The organism is Streptomyces sp. NPDC030165 (assembly GCF_055573595.1).
This window is the reverse complement of sequence record NZ_JBVIBD010000022.1, coordinates 23,175-37,509: the sequence shown is the minus strand read 5'-3', so window position 1 is coordinate 37,509 and position 14,335 is coordinate 23,175. Positions and strand designations below refer to the sequence as shown.

General features: G+C 71.7%; 14 protein-coding genes. 4 read left to right on the top strand and 10 right to left on the bottom strand.

Going from position 1 to position 14,335, the window contains the following annotated elements; genetic code table 11:
• Positions 1-19: 19 nt before the first annotated feature.
• The gene (locus tag ACZ4Z1_RS32785) at positions 20-541 is read left to right on the top strand and encodes a GNAT family N-acetyltransferase (protein WP_468490300.1); all 522 of its coding nucleotides are present in this window, start codon (positions 20-22) and stop codon (positions 539-541) included.
• Here ACZ4Z1_RS32785 and ACZ4Z1_RS32780 read toward each other — a convergent pair.
• Both ACZ4Z1_RS32780 and ACZ4Z1_RS32775 read right to left on the bottom strand, forming a co-directional pair.
• Positions 515-1,051 (bottom strand): GrpB family protein, encoded by a 537-nt coding sequence (locus ACZ4Z1_RS32780; protein ID WP_468490299.1) that lies wholly within the window; start codon positions 1,049-1,051, stop codon positions 515-517. The two genes, ACZ4Z1_RS32785 and ACZ4Z1_RS32780, sit on opposite strands and share 27 nt — an antisense overlap.
• A gap of 43 nt (positions 1,052-1,094) precedes the next feature.
• Positions 1,095-2,003 (bottom strand): LysR family transcriptional regulator, encoded by a 909-nt coding sequence (locus tag ACZ4Z1_RS32775; protein WP_468490298.1) that lies wholly within the window; start codon positions 2,001-2,003, stop codon positions 1,095-1,097.
• A gap of 74 nt (positions 2,004-2,077) precedes the next feature.
• Here ACZ4Z1_RS32775 and ACZ4Z1_RS32770 point away from each other — a divergent pair, with 74 nt between their 5' ends.
• Positions 2,078-3,145, top strand: a complete 1,068-nt coding sequence (locus tag ACZ4Z1_RS32770; protein WP_468490297.1) for a DMT family transporter — start codon at positions 2,078-2,080, stop codon at positions 3,143-3,145.
• 51 nt (positions 3,146-3,196) lie between these two features.
• On the opposite strand, the gene ACZ4Z1_RS32765 is transcribed toward ACZ4Z1_RS32770, so the two are convergent.
• The 4 genes from ACZ4Z1_RS32765 to ACZ4Z1_RS32750 all read right to left on the bottom strand — a co-directional run bounded on the left by ACZ4Z1_RS32765 (position 3,197) and on the right by ACZ4Z1_RS32750 (position 8,423).
• On the bottom strand, positions 3,197-3,772 hold the full coding sequence (locus ACZ4Z1_RS32765) for a GNAT family N-acetyltransferase (RefSeq protein WP_468490296.1): 576 nt from the start codon (positions 3,770-3,772) through the stop codon (positions 3,197-3,199).
• A 303-nt stretch (positions 3,773-4,075) separates the two neighbouring features.
• On the bottom strand, positions 4,076-4,258 hold the full coding sequence (locus ACZ4Z1_RS32760; protein ID WP_468490389.1) for a hypothetical protein: 183 nt from the start codon (positions 4,256-4,258) through the stop codon (positions 4,076-4,078).
• 90 nt (positions 4,259-4,348) lie between these two features.
• Complete coding sequence (gene gyrB / locus ACZ4Z1_RS32755; protein ID WP_468490295.1) at positions 4,349-6,421, bottom strand: DNA topoisomerase (ATP-hydrolyzing) subunit B; 2,073 nt, start codon at positions 6,419-6,421, stop codon at positions 4,349-4,351.
• Between the two features lie 670 nt (positions 6,422-7,091).
• Positions 7,092-8,423 carry an aminotransferase class I/II-fold pyridoxal phosphate-dependent enzyme gene (locus tag ACZ4Z1_RS32750; RefSeq protein ID WP_468490294.1) on the bottom strand — a complete coding sequence of 444 codons (1,332 nt, stop codon included), beginning with the start codon at positions 8,421-8,423 and terminating at the stop codon, positions 7,092-7,094.
• A gap of 35 nt (positions 8,424-8,458) precedes the next feature.
• On the opposite strand from ACZ4Z1_RS32750, the gene ACZ4Z1_RS32745 reads away from it, so the two are divergent.
• Together ACZ4Z1_RS32745 and ACZ4Z1_RS32740 are read left to right on the top strand one after the other, a co-directional pair.
• Entirely contained in the window at positions 8,459-9,133 is a 675-nt protein-coding gene (locus tag ACZ4Z1_RS32745) for a pyridoxamine 5'-phosphate oxidase family protein (protein ID WP_468490293.1), read from the top strand.
• 11 nt (positions 9,134-9,144) lie between these two features.
• Positions 9,145-9,786 (top strand): FMN-binding negative transcriptional regulator, encoded by a 642-nt coding sequence (locus tag ACZ4Z1_RS32740; RefSeq protein WP_468490292.1) that lies wholly within the window; start codon positions 9,145-9,147, stop codon positions 9,784-9,786.
• 180 nt (positions 9,787-9,966) lie between these two features.
• Here ACZ4Z1_RS32740 and ACZ4Z1_RS32735 read toward each other — a convergent pair whose 3' ends face one another.
• From ACZ4Z1_RS32735 to ACZ4Z1_RS32720, 4 genes are all read right to left on the bottom strand, one after another.
• Positions 9,967-10,941 carry a DMT family transporter gene (locus ACZ4Z1_RS32735; protein ID WP_468490291.1) on the bottom strand — a complete coding sequence of 325 codons (975 nt, stop codon included), beginning with the start codon at positions 10,939-10,941 and terminating at the stop codon, positions 9,967-9,969.
• A gap of 202 nt (positions 10,942-11,143) precedes the next feature.
• Positions 11,144-12,277 (bottom strand): EamA family transporter, encoded by a 1,134-nt coding sequence (locus tag ACZ4Z1_RS32730; protein ID WP_468490384.1) that lies wholly within the window; start codon positions 12,275-12,277, stop codon positions 11,144-11,146.
• A 292-nt stretch (positions 12,278-12,569) separates the two neighbouring features.
• Positions 12,570-13,100: a peptidase gene (locus ACZ4Z1_RS32725; RefSeq protein ID WP_468490290.1), complete on the bottom strand. Its 531-nt coding sequence runs from the start codon at positions 13,098-13,100 to the stop codon at positions 12,570-12,572.
• A 396-nt stretch (positions 13,101-13,496) separates the two neighbouring features.
• Positions 13,497-14,102 (bottom strand): PadR family transcriptional regulator, encoded by a 606-nt coding sequence (locus ACZ4Z1_RS32720; protein WP_468490289.1) that lies wholly within the window; start codon positions 14,100-14,102, stop codon positions 13,497-13,499.
• Between the last annotated feature and the right edge of the window lie 233 nt (positions 14,103-14,335).

The following is a 14,335-nucleotide window of genomic DNA, read 5'->3' as shown; positions in this document are numbered from 1 at the left end:
CCGGCGCCACCATGGCCCGATGGACACCATCCTCATCCGCCCCGTCCGTCCGGACGAACTCGACGCGGTCGCCGGGCTCCGGTGGCAATGGATGCAGGAGCTCGGAGGCGCGCCCGTCACCACGCGCGAAACGTTCGTGCGCCGTTTCCTGGCGTGGGCGCGGGAGAACGCGTCCTCACACCACTGCCTGGTCATGGTGCGCGGCGACACGGTCATCGGCATGGCGTGGCTGGCGGTCACCCGGCGCGTACCGACCCCGCGCGCGCTGGACCGGGCGTCGGGTGATGTGCAGTGTGTGTACGTGACTCCGCACGAAAGGGACGGCGGGCTGGGCGGACAGTTGATCGACGCGGTACTGGAACTGGCCCGCGAGCAGGGACTCGAACGCGTGACGGTGCACTCCAGCGTCCGCGCGGTCGGTGCCTACTCGCGGCACGGCTTCGGTACGTCCCCCTGCCTGTTGCAAGCCGATGTGCCGCCGCCGGGCGGCCGGGCGACGGCCGCTCTCCCGCCCCTACTCCCAGACGGAGACCGCCGGTAGTCCCCGGTCGGCGCGGGCGCGGTCGATCAGCTCCTGGATCAGCTCGGTCTTGGCCTCCGTGTAGGCCTCGGCGGAGGCCCCGGTTGCGGCGAGCGACTGCTTGAGCTGCGCGTAGCGCGCGGCGTCCCGCGGGTGCGCGCGCAGGTGGTCGCGCAGGATCCGCTGGTTGCGGGTGGGCCAGCTCTCCAGGCTGACCACGTGCAGGTGGTGGGTCCGGTGACTGTCGTCGCCGCGGATGTACAGGAGGCGGCTGGTCATTCCGTTGGCGTTCCGCCGGAAACCGATGCGGGCGAGCGCTTCCTCGCGGGTTTCGACGGCACCGAAGTCCTCCGCCGCGGCCATCAGGTCGATGATCGGCTTGGCGGCCAGCCCCGGCACGGAGGTCGAGCCGATGTGCTCGATGTCCGTGATCGCTCCGGACAGCGCCTCGCGGACGTCCGCGATCGCGTCGGTGGCTGCGGCCGGCCAGGCGGGGTCGTACGCGACTACCTCGATGATCCGTTCACCCATGCGCGTCATTGTGCCAGCCGAGCGCGCCCGGTTCCCGCTGTTTTCAGCGGCCTTCGATCTTCTTGCCCGCGGCCCGCAGCGCGGCGACCGCCGCGCGGATGGACGGCCGCCGGTCGGCGTCGGCGCGCCAGATCGCGTAGACGTGCCGCCGCATCGTGTGCCGTACGGGCACCACGCTCACCCCCGCCGGCACCGGACCGCGCCCCAGCCGAGGCGCCACCGCTACGCCCAACCCGGCTGCGATCAGGGCCAGTTGCGTGTGATGCTCCTCCACCATGTGCGAGATGCGCGGCTCGATGCCCTGGCCGCGCAGGGTGAACATCAGCCAGTCGTGACAGAACTCGCCCTGCGGCCAGGAGATCCACTCATCGTCGGCCAGCTCCGCCAGTTCGACCGAGTCGCGGCCCGCCAAGGGGTGGCCGGCAGGCACGACCACGTCGGCGGGGTCGTTCAGTATCGGCGCCTTCGCGAGCCCCTCGGGCAGCGAGAGCGGCCGGTTGTGCCAGTCCAGGACCACCCCCAGGTCGATGTCACCGCGCACCACGCACCGTACCGAAGCGTCCGGCTCCATCTCCCGCAGTATTGGACGGAGTTGGGGGTGCTCGGCACGGAGCCCGGCCAGCGCGTCGGGGAACAGGCCGCGCGCCGCGGTGGGGAAGGCGCCGAGCCGCAGCTCGCCGACGGCCTGGCCACGATGAGCCTCCAGCTCGGCCTGGGCCAGCTCGACCTGCGAGAGGATTCGTACGGCATGATCGGCCAGCAGCCGGCCGGCGTCGGTCAGCCGCACGCCGCGGCCGTTCTTGGCCAGCAGTTGCTGGCCGGTCTCCCGCTCCAGCTTGGCGAGCTGCTGCGAGACGGCGGAGGTGGTCACATGCAGGCCGTCCGCCGCCGCGCTCACCGAGCCGTGGCGGGCCACCGCGCTCAGCGTCCGCAAGCGATCAAGGTTCAACATGTAAGCAATGCTAAGCGATACCCCCCATGAAATCTCGCTTGTGCTACGAAATGGCGGGCCGCATCGTAGTCCCCATGAGCACCACCGCCCCTTCCGAAGCCGACGCGACCGACACCACCGACCCCAACTCCGCCCCTCCCGGAGTCACTACGCCCCCTTCGCCACCGCCAACCCCCTCCGACTCCGGCTCCGCGCCAGCCCGTCCCGCCGCGCGGCGAGTCGTGGTACGCCGCGCGCTCGACTGGCGCCTGCGGTTCGGGATCCTGTGCCTGGTCTGGGGTTTCAGCTTTCTCTTCATCAAGGTCGGCACACAGGGGTACGCGCCCCTGCACGTCACCTTCGGCCGGGTGGCGTTCGGTTCGGTGGTGCTCGTCGCCGTACTGGTCGCCAAACGTGAGCGGCTGCCTCGCTCCGCGCGGACCTGGGGTCACCTGGCGGTGGCCGCGTTCTTCCTCAACGCCGTTCCCTTCTCCCTCTTCGCCTACGCCGAGCTGACCATCCCCTCCACCCTGGCCGGCATCTGCAACGCCAGCTCCCCGCTGTGGGGCATGGCCCTGTCCCTGGTCGCCCTCTCCGAGGACCGGCCCACCCGCCGCCGCGTCGCGGGCCTCGGGCTCGGCTTCCTGGGCGTACTGACCGTGCTCGGCGCCTGGCAGGGCTTCTCCGGTACGGACCCGACGGGCACGGCGATGGCTCTGGGCGCGTCGCTGAGCTACCCCATCGGCTGGATCTACGTCCGGCGCACCCTCGCCGGCGTCAAGGACTCCAACGTCGCCCTCTCCAGCTCCCAGATGCTTCTCGCCACCGCCCAGGTCGGCGTCGTGGCCGCGCTCTTGACTCCCGCTCCGGTGTCCTACCCCGTCGTCCCCCTCCTCGCCGTCCTCGCGCTCGGCGCCCTGGGCACCGGCTTCGCCTTCCTGCTGCAGTACGGACTGGTGGCGGAGGTGGGCCCGACCACCGCCCAGATGGTCACCTACTTCGTCCCCGTCATCGCCACCACGGCCGGTGTCGCACTGCTCGGCGAACAGCTCAGCTGGAACACGCCCGTCGGCGCGTTGATCGTCCTGGCAGGCGCCGCCCTGACCCAGAGCCGCCCCCGCCGTACCACTCAACGAGGCGACGGAGACCCATCAGCCGCGTGAACGACGCTACGGGGCAATACGCCTGGCGGGGTTCCCGGCCCGGCCGGCCGGTCAGGTCGCGCGGTCCGGAGTGGCCGCCCCGGCGGCGTACTCGGTCATATCGGCCGTCACCGCCCACCGCTCGTGGTCGCGCCACGCGCCGTCCACGTACTGGAAGCACGGGGAGTAACCCTCCAGCCGGAACCCCAGACGCTCGACGAGCCGGACCGAGGAGACGTTGCCGGGCTGGATGTTGGCTTCCAGCCGGTGCAGCCCCAGCTCCGTGAAGGCGTACTCGACGACGAGGCGCACTCCCTCGGTCATGTAGCCGTGCCCGGTGGTGGACGCGTAGGCGGCGTAACCGAGGGCTCCGCTCTGGATGCCTCCCCGCACGATGTTGTTGATGTTGACGCCGCCGACGATCGCGCCGGTGTCCCGGAGGCAGACCACGAAGCCCTCGTGGGCGGGCCGGTCGAACTTGGCGACGTACGCGCGAAAGGCTTCCTCCGTGGTCTCCCGTGCCGGGACCCACGGGTGGTGCAGTGCGGCGCTTTCCCGCTCCAGGGCCGCGATCTCCTCCCGGTCCTGGAAGGAGATCCGCCGGACGGCCACCCGGGGACCACGGACAAGGAAGCTCTGATCAGGCATCGTGCGATGGTAACCAGCGTCGTTCCCCTCTCACAGCCGGTCGGCCTGCCAGTCCTGTTGTCCTGTTGTCCTGTGACTACGGAGACTGTGGCGAATTGAAGCTTCACTTCGCGGGGGAACTTGCGGGATGAAGAGTTGCCTTGCGGCGAGGGGTGGGGCAGGCGGACGCGGTCCATGCGTGAGAGGTCCTGCCAGGCGGTTCTGCCGAGCCGCCGACGACCGGGGTCGAGGTCGCGTACGTAGCCTCGGACGGGACTCGGTGCTGCGGTCGGGCGACTGGCCGACCTTCGTCGGCGATGGGCATCAGGTGGCGGTGCCGGCCGGGACAGCGGTGCGACTGCGGTCGCCCGACGGAGCCGAGTCGGTGGCGTCGGCCTCGTACTTACGCTTGGATTCGAGCCCTTCGAGGACCGTCAGGTGCCGCGCGGTGAAGTCGGAGCCGTCCTGGACGCGGCTGCCGAGCGACGGAACCGCGAACGCGCTCACGCAGTTCCCTCTTCAGCTGCGGACCGGCAGGCGCGGGTCGCCCAGGCCACGGCACGGCCTGGGCGAGTGGGCGACCAGGAACCGGCGCGATCAGATGTCGAGGAAGCGCACGTCCTTGGCGTTGCGCTGGATGAAGGAGCGCCGGGCCTCGACGTCCTCACCCATCAGGACGGAGAAGAGAGCGTCGGCGACAGCCGCGTCGTCGAGGGTGACCTGGCCCAGGACACGGTGCTCCTGGTCCATGGTCGTGATGCGCAGCTCCTCGGCGTTCATCTCGCCCAGACCCTTGAACCGCTGGATGGAGTCGTCCCTGACCCGGCGGCCGTCCTGCCGGCCCCGTTCCAGCAGGACGTCGCGTTCGCGGTCGGAGTAGGCGTACTCCACGTGGTCCCGGCCCCACTTGATCTTGTAGAGCGGCGGGCGGGAGAGGTAGACGTGGCCGTGCTCGATCAGGGGCCGCATGAAGCGGAACAGGAAGGTGAGCAGCAGGGTGTTGATGTGCTGGCCGTCGACGTCGGCGTCCGCCATCAGGATGATCTTGTGGTAGCGGAGCTTCTCGATGTCGAAGTCCTCGTGCACGCCCGTGCCGAACGCGGAGATCATCGACTGGACCTCCTGATTGTGCAGGATCTTGTCGATACGGGCCTTCTCGACATTGAGGATCTTGCCGCGGATGGGCAGGATCGCCTGATACTGCGGGTTGCGGCCGGACTTGGCCGAGCCGCCGGCGGAGTCGCCCTCGACGATGAAGATCTCACTCTTCGCCGGATCGCTGGACTGGCAGTCGGACAGCTTGCCCGGCAGGGCCGCTGACTCCAGCAAGCCCTTGCGGCGGGTCAGGTCCCGGGCCTTGCGGGCCGCCAGCCGGGCGGTGGCCGCCTGCGTCGCCTTGCGGACGATGTCGGCCGCCTCGTTGGGATTGCTGTCGAACCAGTCCGTCAGGTGCTCGTGCACGGCCTTCTGCACGAACGTCCTGGCCTCGCTGTTGCCCAGCTTGGTCTTGGTCTGGCCCTCGAACTGCGGCTCACCGAGCTTGACCGAGATGATCGCCGTCAGGCCCTCGCGGATGTCCTCGCCGGTGAGGTTGCCGTCCTTCTCCCGCAGCAGCTTCTTCTCACGCGCGTACCGGTTGACGACCGTGGTCAGCGCCGCGCGGAAGCCCTCCTCGTGGGTGCCGCCCTCGTGGGTGTGGATGGTGTTGGCGTAGGAGTAGACACTGTCGGCGAACTGGCTGTTCCACTGCAGCGCGACCTCCACCGACAGCAGCCGCTCGGCGTCCTCGGCGGCGACGGAGAGGACGGAGGGGTGGACCGGCTCCCCTTTGCGGGTATTGAGGTAGGCGACGAAGTCGGTGATGCCGCCGTCGTAGCGGTAGGAGACCGTCTTCGCAGTCTGCTCCCCGGCGGTGTCCGGACCCGCCTGGTCGGCCGCGGCCGTCGCGCGGGCCGACGCACGCTCATCGGTGAGGGTCAGGGTCAGCCCCCGGTTGAGGAAGGCCATCTCCTGGAACCGCCTGGCCAGCGTCTCGAAGGAGTACTCGGTGGTCTCGAAGATGCCGCCGTCCGCCCAGAACGTCAGGGACGTGCCCGTCTGCGGGGTGGCCTCGTGGCGGGCCAGCGGCGCTGTCGGTGCTCCGCCCTTGTACTCCTGGGTCCACCGGTAGCCGTCGGTCCAGATCTCCGCCGACAGCCTGGTCGAGAGCGCGTTGACCACCGACAGGCCCACACCGTGCAGGCCGCCGGAGACCGCGTACCCGCCGCCCCCGAACTTGCCGCCCGCGTGCAGCACCGTCAGCACGACTTCCACGGCCGGCTTCTTCTCCACCGGGTGCATGCCGACGGGGATGCCGCGCCCGTTGTCGATCACCCGCACGCCGCCGTCGGCCAGGATCGTCACGTCGATCCGGTCGGCCATCCCGGCCAGCGCCTCGTCGACGGAGTTGTCCACGATCTCCTGCACCAGATGGTGCAGACCCCGCTCGCCCGTGGAGCCGATGTACATGCCGGGCCGCTTGCGTACGGCGTGGAGCCCGTCCAGGACGGTGATCGCGGTGGCGTCGTACGCGGCAGCCCCGGCATGGCCGTTCTGCTCGGCAGGCCCGGCATCGCTGTTCTGATCGGCGCCGGAGATGTCGGAGGCGGCGTGAGGGCCGGAAGTAGTCACAATGCTCTCTTTTCGGGCACAGCAAACCACACCCCCGCGCACCGCGGCACGAGAGCGGTCGGATCGCTGGACGGAAAACGGTCGCGGGCAGACCGAAGAAGCCCCTCAGGGCCCGCGGATCCCGGCACCGGAAGGGCGACGAGACGCTTTTCAGAATACCGAAGGCCTAACGCGAACCCAGGGCGAGAAGCCGCCTAGGCGCCCGCCTCGCCGCCGCTGATCCCATCAGGCAATCCCCCCTTCCCATCCGGCAGGAAAACCCTGGAGAGCAGCACACAGGGGCCTTCCGGGTGCTTTGACTTGCCTGGCTACCGGGGCTTTTTCGAGCGTGATGTTCCGCGGTCGGAAACCGGCCTCCCGAGGCACGCGACGGCCCGTCGCCCGCGGTGGTCAACGATGACCGGCTCGACCAGCCAGCCGCACGCCTGACAGCGAGAAAGGCAGTCCGACTGCCGACGGACGCAGGCTCGACGTGCCCGCCCAGTGACAGGGCACGCCCCCCGACATGGGAGCGAGCCCGACTGCGGCAGCCCCCGCCGGTGCACCCACACCGCAAGATCGAAATTCACACCCCGCCCCGACTGCCCACCCCGCGATCGTGCGTCGTCCAGGTAGTCGCCGAGCTCATCCGCACAGGGGAAGTGCGACGGACGCCTGCCCTGCGTCCACTTCAGTCGTACCGGCGCGCCTCCCTCGGCTCGACGGCGGAAGCGATGGCGTCCGCCAGCGTCGGCAGTTCGTCCTCCGCGAGGCCCGCGATGGTGACCCGTATGCCGGGCGGTGAGTGCATACGGAAGCGCGCTCCCGGTGCGACGGCCCAGCCGGCGTGCAGCAGCCGGGCGACCGCGCCGGTCTCGTCGGGCACCGGGATCCACACATTCATTCCGCTGCGGCCCCGTGCCCGGACACCACGGGCCGCCAGGGCGTCGATCAGCGCGTCCCGGCGCCTGCCGTACGCGTCCGCGACGGCCTTCGGGTCGACCGCTCCCGTACGCCACAGGTGCACCACCGCGTCCTGCAGGAGGTGGCTCACCCAGCCGGGCCCGAGCCGCTGACGCCCGCGCACCCGGTCCACGGTCACGGCGTCGCCGGTCAGCACGGCGAGCCGCAGGTCGGGGCCGTACGCCTTGGCCGTGGAGCGGACGAGTGCCCAGTGGTCCGTGGCCCCCGCGAGCGGGTGCAGCGGGAGGTCGACGATGTCGTGGCCGTGGTCGTCCTCTATCAGCAGCACGTCCTGATGGCCCGCCAGCACCTCGCGCAGCTCCCGGGACCGCCCGGGGCTGAGCACCGCGCCCGTCGGATTCTGCGCCCGGTCCGTGACGACCAGGGCCCGGGCGCCGTCCCGCACCGCCCGGCCGACCTGCTCGGGCAGCGGCCCTTCGTCGTCCACCGCGACCGGCACGGCCCGCAGCCCGAGCCCCGGGATGAGATCCAGCAGGCTCCCCCAGCCCGGGTCCTCGACCGCGACCACGTCACCGGGACGCAGATGCGCGCCCAGCACCCGCTCTATCGCGTCCAGCGCGCCGGAGGTGACGGCGATGGCGCCGCTCGGCACTCCGTCCGCCTCGAAGGCGGCGCGGGCCATCCGTTCGAGCTCCGTACCGACAGCGGGGGCTCCGTACAGAGTCGGCTGCTTCGCGCTGCGGGCGGCGGCCGCGGCCAGCGCCTGCCCGAGGGCGGGCAGCAGCGCGGGGTCGGGATTCCCGGCCGCCGCGTCGCGCACGCCGGGCGGCACGGGGCCCTGCGCCGCCTCGCGAGCCGTACTGGCCGGCCGCGGGCGCACCCGGCTGCCGCGGCGGCCCGCCGTCTCGATCACCCCCCGGTCCCGCAGCGTCCGGTACGCGGACGCCACCGTATTGGGATTGACCTCCAGATAGACGGCCAACTCCCGCAGCGGGGGCAGGATTTCGCCTGGCTGGAGCTCGCCCGCACCGACGGCCCGCTCGACGCTGGCGGCAATCTCCGATGCGCGCCGCCCTTCGATCCGATAATCTTCTAGCACAAAACCAAGTATGCACTAGTGCAATGGAGTCCGCAATGCCCCAGGCGCCCCAGGACCAGTCCTTCGCCCGGACGGAGCGCACCGTACCGACCCGCGCCCGCGAGCGCGCCGCTTACGACCACGAGACCGTGCACGCCATCCTCGACGCCGGCTACCTGTGCCACCTCGGCTTCGTCCGCGACGGCGCCCCCATCGTCCTGCCCACGCTCTACGGCCGGGTCGGCAACCGCCTGTACCTCCACGGCTCGACCGGTTCGCGCCCGCTGCGCATGGCCGGCGAGACGGCCGGCCCCGGCCTGCCCGTGTGCGTCACGGTCACCCACGTCGACGGACTGGTCCTGGCCAAGTCCGCCTTCCACCACTCGATCAACTACCGCAGCGTCGTCGTCCACGGCACCGCCCACCAGGTCCTCGACCACGACGAGAAGACGGCCGCCCTCGACGCCCTGGTCGACCACGTCCTGCCGGGCCGCGCCGCCGACTCCCGGCCGGCGAACGCCAAGGAACTGGCCGCCACCGCCGTCATCCGTCTCGACCTGGACGAGGTCTCCGCCAAGGTCCGCGCCGGCGGCCCGAACGACGAGCCCGAAGACCTCCCGCTCCCCCACTGGAGCGGCGTCCTGCCGGTCTCCCCCGCGTACGGGACGCCCGTCCCGGCCGACGACCTCGCCCCGGACATCGCCGAGCCCGCCTACCTCTCCGCGCGCTGAAGGAGGAGCGAATGCTGATCCACCCGTGGGACGCGCCCACCGACGACGCCGAATGGCAGGACTGGCTGGCCGGCCACGACTTCGGCCAGCTCGCCGTCAACGGCCCGCCCGGCACCCCGCCCCTCGTCCAGCCCCTGCACTTCGCCTACGACCCGGCCCGCCGCGAGGCCGTCACCCACCTCGCCCGACCCAACCCGATATGGCGGGCACTGGAGGCCGCCCCGGCCGTCCTGCTCAGCGTCGTGGACGACTACGTGTTCATACCCGGGCCGTGGCAGGCCGCCGAGGAGGACCCACCCGAACACGGCGTCCCCACCAGCTTCTACGCCGCCGTACAGCTCACGTGCACGGCCCACATCGTGGACGATCCGCAGGAGAAGGCCGCGCTCCTGGAACGCCAGATGGGGCACTTCCAGCCCGAGGGCGGATCGGCGCCGGTCACCGCGGACGGCCCGCCGTACGGACGCCAACTGCCCGGCATCCGGGGGCTGCGACTGGAAGTGACGGACGTACGGGCGAAGTTCAAGTACGCGGGCAAGCGGAGCGAGACCGTCCAGCAGCGGATCTCGGAGCGCCTGGCCGAGCGGGCCGCGCCCCGTGACGCCCAGGCCCGCGCCCACCAGCTACGGCGGTCGGCGGCCGGCCTCAGCTGACAGCGGACGGGAGCCGCAGCGCAGGATCGGCGTCGCGGGAGCAAGCGCGGGCACGCAGGGCAGGCGCGGGCGCGGGACACGTCGAACTGGCAGGGACGATGGCGCGGGCGGGATATGGGAGCGGTGGCGGGTCGGCAGGCGGGACCCGCCCCGGAAGGCCCCGCCCTGGCCCGGGACCGGTCAGCGCACCGTAGTCGCCCGCGCTTTGTCCGTACACGCCCTGTCCGTACACGCCCTGTCCGTACGAGCCGCCACCGCTGCCCGCGCCTCGGCCACGGCCAGCCCCGCGACGGCCGCGAGCAGCACGCACGTACCGACAGCCGTGCCCGCCGCCAGCTCCTCCCCCAGGAACAGCACCGCGATCACCGTCGCGGACACCGGCTCGACCAGTGAGATCACCGACGCCGTGGCCGCACGCACGGCCGCCAGGCCCGCGAAGTACAGGCCATAGCCCAGGGCCGTCGGTACGGCCGCGATGTAACCCATCAGCCAGAGACTGCGGCCCAGTTCGTGCGCCTGCGGCCACAGTCCTTCGGCCGCGGCGAACGGCAGCAGGCACCCGGCCCCGACGGTGAAGGCGCTGAACGTGGAACCGTACGGATCGGAGGCGTCACCGACCCGTCCCGAACAGCGGGTCGTCAGCGTCATCACGGCGCAGCCCGCGGCGGACAGCAGCGCCATCGCGACCCCGGCGGGCCGCACCGTACCGGAATCACCACCGCCGAGGATCAGTACGGCCAGCCCCGACAGCGCGCCCACGACCGCCAGGACTCCTCCGGCCCCGAGCCGTTCGCCCATGATCAGCCGCGCGCCGAGCGCGATGAGGACGGGCCCGGCCCCCATGGTCACGACCGTGCCCACGGCCAGCGCGATCCCGGTGGCGGCGATCCGCGCGACGCGGCGCCGCAGCGGCTCCTTCGGGCGTACGACGGAATCCGGCACGCATACGGTACGGCGGCGCAGCACCGCCCGTGCGGCCGACAACAGCAGGAGGCCGCCGGCGGTCCGCCAGAAGGTGAGGGCGAGAGGCCCCAGGCCGCTGCTGCGGTAGAGGAGGGAAGCGGCCGCGCCCGCTGTGCCCCAGGCGGTCGCGGCGACGGTCACGTACAACAGGCCCCGGCCCACGGGCAGGGCAGGGGAAGAGACACCATGCATGGCTGTGCTTCTCCGGGAGATCCGGGACGGCGCCGGGCGCCGTGGAATGGTCGCGTGGTCCCGTGTGCGGACAGCAGCGACCGGCCCGGGGCGGGGCGTGTCCTTCGGATCACACCGGGCCCGGGGCTGGTTCTCTCTCGGAGACCGCCGCCCGCGCTACGCGGCGGGAGGGGGCAGCACAGTCAATCGCATGATCAGCACCCTAGGAGGCGCGCCGGCCGGCCGACAAGCCCGAATCGTCGTCGAGGCGCGCCGCGTTGCCTTCGACGGCCTTGACCGTGGCAGACCTCGTCCCGCCTGTGGCAGACCCGACCTCGGCCGTGGCAGACCCGCCCGTCCGTACGGGCGCCATGCTTCCCTCCGGTCCATCGCCTCGCTCCGCCCCCTCGTCTCCCCCGTCCTCCCGGCCCGCTTCCGGGAGCACCTTCGGAGCCTCCTCCGCAGCCGCTTTCGCAGCCGCCTTCGGAGCCGCCGACTGCGCGATGAACGCACCGGCCAGGACGACCACCCCGCCCACGGTCTGCGGCGCGGTGAGGTGCTCGCCGAGCAGCACCCACGCCAGGACCGTCGCGATCACCGCCTCCAGACACGCCACCACCCCCGCCACCTGCGGGGACAGCCGGCGCACCGAGAGGACGCCGGTGAGGTACGCCAGCACGGTGGCGATCAGCACGAGCCACCCGAGCAGCAGTGCGGCGGGCACCCGGGTTCCGTCCAGGTAGGCGCTGCCACCGAGCACCGGCCAGGCCATCTCCCAGGGCCGGGCGACGACGGTCAGCACGGCCGCGCCGACCAGCAGCCCGTACGCGATCACGCCCAGCGGGTCCGCGGCGTCCTCGCCGTCACCGCCGTGGTCGGAGAGCACGAAGTACCCGACCTGGCAGCAGGCCGCGCCGAGGGCCAGGGCGATGCCGACCGGGTCGAAATCCAGGCCGGACCACACCTCCACCACACAGGCCAGCCCGCCGACCGCCAGGACGACGCCGACCGCGGCGGCCCGCGTGACCGGCTTCCGCTGCACGAACCGGACCCAGCCGAGCACCAGCGCGGGCGCGAGGTATTCGATGAGCAGCGCGACCCCCACGGGAATGCGGGAGAGCGCCGCGAAGTAGCACGCCTGGACGCCGGTTACGGCGAGCAGACCGAAGCCCGCCAGGAGGGCGGGGCGGCGCAGCGGAAGCCGACGGTGGCGCCAGGCGACCGGCAGCATGACGAGGGCGGCGCCCGCGGCCCGCAACCAGGTGACGTGCAGGGGTTCGAGGCCGGCCGTGATCAGGGGTTTGGCGGCGACGCCCGAGCAGCCGAAGGCGACGGCGGAGATCAGCGCCAGGGCGATTCCGACCTTCCGGGCCCGGCCGGCCGCGTCGCCGCTCGCCGGACGTTGCGCACCCCCGGTACCACCTGGAGCCTCCAGACCCCCCAGAATCCCAGGTTTCCCTGAAACCCCAGGTTTCGCCGGAGCCTCGGGACCTCCTGAAGCCCCAGGACTTCCCGGAATCTCGGGACACCCCAAAGTCCCGGATTGCCCCCGATCCCCGTCAGCCCCGCGGGCCGCCTGCCTCCCCGTAGACGCGCGCATCGGCACATCATGGCAGGAGCCGTCAGCAGCGTCACCCCTCTTACGCCTGTCATTCCTGGCCGGCGCGGTCCCCGTCCAGCTGGGCCGCCAGCCGTTCCGTGTCGACCGAAGCCCGGCGCAGCACCTCGACCGCGCGCGACTCGGGGTCGGCCACGAGGGCCGCGAGCAGATCCAGGCAGGCTGCATGGGTCGCGTACCGGGCGTGCGCGCGGTCGAGTGCGCCGTCCAGGGCGGCGGCCGCGGCGGGAGACCAGCCCGGCGCCACGCCCTCGGTCACCATCGGCACCGCACCGGAGTCCTCGACGGTGCCGTGCCACTGAAGGCCGTAGCCGATGCTGCGCTGGACGAGATAGCCGAGCAGCCGGGCGACCTGCGCCCCACCGTCGAACGCGGCCCGCACCGACGGGTCCGACTCCAGAAGTCCGTGCAGCAGGTGGGCCGTGTCGACCTGGCGGTCACCGTCCCGCGTGGCTCGCCTGCGGGCAGCGGAGACCACCGACGCGAGCTCCACGGTGAGCCGCGTTTCGAGGTCCTCGCAAGGCGGGCCTCCTCCGCTGTTGTACGCAGTACGGTTTTGCACAGTCCCCACCCCACCAGCAGCTGACGCCCGGAACATCCCCGGCGGGAAGCATTTGCGCATCCGCCCAGGGTTGGGCACGCCTTTCCGGGATCTCATCCTTACGGAGGAGGGACGCCGCGCCGCCCCTGAGGCCGAGTAGGACGTACGCCGCCGTAAACCTTCCGGCAGGACCACCGGAACACCGCCTCACCGAGCCGCCGCGGAGCACACCCTTCCGCTCCGGCCCCTACAAGTCACACACCCCCGGCGTTCCGGCCCTCACACCCACACACGAGTTCGCCCGCACTCTCACATCCACGCACGCAAAGAGGCCGTGACCCGTTCCCCGGTCACGGCCCCTGCCGAACTCACCCGCCATCGCCGCGCCTCAACTCTCCGCGGGCGACAGCGAGCTGATCACTCATCCTCGGCGAGGATCAGGTACAGCTCCTTGCGGGCCTTGTTGACCACCGAGATGGCCTTCTCCCGCTGCTCGGGCGTACCGGTGGCCCACACCTGCCGGAACGCCTCGACCAGGCCGCCGCCCGCCTTGCGGATCTCGTTCATGGCCTCCCAGTCGACACCTCGGCCGGCCTCCTCCCAGGGGGCGTCGGCGACGTTCTCCGTCTCCGTACGGCCGGCCTCGGTCAGCGAGAAGAGCTTCTTGCCGCCCTCGCTCGCGCTGCTGATCAGCCCCTCGTCCTCCAGGAGCTGGAGGGTGGGGTACACCGAGCCGGGGCTCGGCTTCCAGGCGCCGCCACTGCGCTCGGCGATCTCCTGGATCATCTCGTAGCCGTGCATCGGCCGGTCCTTGAGCAGGGCCAGGATCGAGGCGCGTACGTCGCCGCGCCGCGCCCGGCCGCGCGGCCCGCCACCGCGGCCCCGGCCACCGCCGAACGGCGGCCCTCCGAACGGCGGCCCGAACGGCCCGAACGCGGCACGCCGCCCCTCGAACCGTCCTTCGTGGTCTCCTCGGCCTCCGTGTCGGCCGTGCCCGTGGTGTTCGTGTCCATGGGAACGCATGAGGCGCTCCTTTCTTCTCGAAACTGCTTCATTGATCACTCGCGACATCACTTTGAGCGTTCGCGATGCTTCAACGATATATCGGAACTGTTCGGCTGGCAACACCCGAGGTCACCGCGGCCCGGCCATCGAGAAATTCCCTGACGCGGCCGGTGCTCCACGGCTAGCCTCGCGACCTGTGGTCCACGGCCGGCCTCCGCGCCGACGCAGCGAGCGCCTGAGAGCCCGACGAG

What these genes read in the sequence shown, in the direction of transcription:
- ACZ4Z1_RS32775 (WP_468490298.1), bottom strand. Translation starts at nt 2,003, where the DNA reads ATGTTGAACCTTGATCGCTTGCGGACGCTGAGCGCGGTGGCCCGCCAC.
- ACZ4Z1_RS32745 (WP_468490293.1), top strand. Translation starts at nt 8,459, where the DNA reads ATGCCCCAGGCGCCCCAGGACCAGTCCTTCGCCCGGACGGAGCGCACC.
- ACZ4Z1_RS32770 (WP_468490297.1), top strand. Translation starts at nt 2,078, where the DNA reads ATGAGCACCACCGCCCCTTCCGAAGCCGACGCGACCGACACCACCGAC.
- ACZ4Z1_RS32720 (WP_468490289.1), bottom strand. Translation starts at nt 14,102, where the DNA reads ATGCGTTCCCATGGACACGAACACCACGGGCACGGCCGACACGGAGGC.
- ACZ4Z1_RS32785 (WP_468490300.1), top strand. Translation starts at nt 20, where the DNA reads ATGGACACCATCCTCATCCGCCCCGTCCGTCCGGACGAACTCGACGCG.
- ACZ4Z1_RS32735 (WP_468490291.1), bottom strand. Translation starts at nt 10,941, where the DNA reads ATGCATGGTGTCTCTTCCCCTGCCCTGCCCGTGGGCCGGGGCCTGTTG.
- ACZ4Z1_RS32780 (WP_468490299.1), bottom strand. Translation starts at nt 1,051, where the DNA reads ATGGGTGAACGGATCATCGAGGTAGTCGCGTACGACCCCGCCTGGCCG.
- ACZ4Z1_RS32740 (WP_468490292.1), top strand. Translation starts at nt 9,145, where the DNA reads ATGCTGATCCACCCGTGGGACGCGCCCACCGACGACGCCGAATGGCAG.
- ACZ4Z1_RS32765 (WP_468490296.1), bottom strand. Translation starts at nt 3,772, where the DNA reads ATGCCTGATCAGAGCTTCCTTGTCCGTGGTCCCCGGGTGGCCGTCCGG.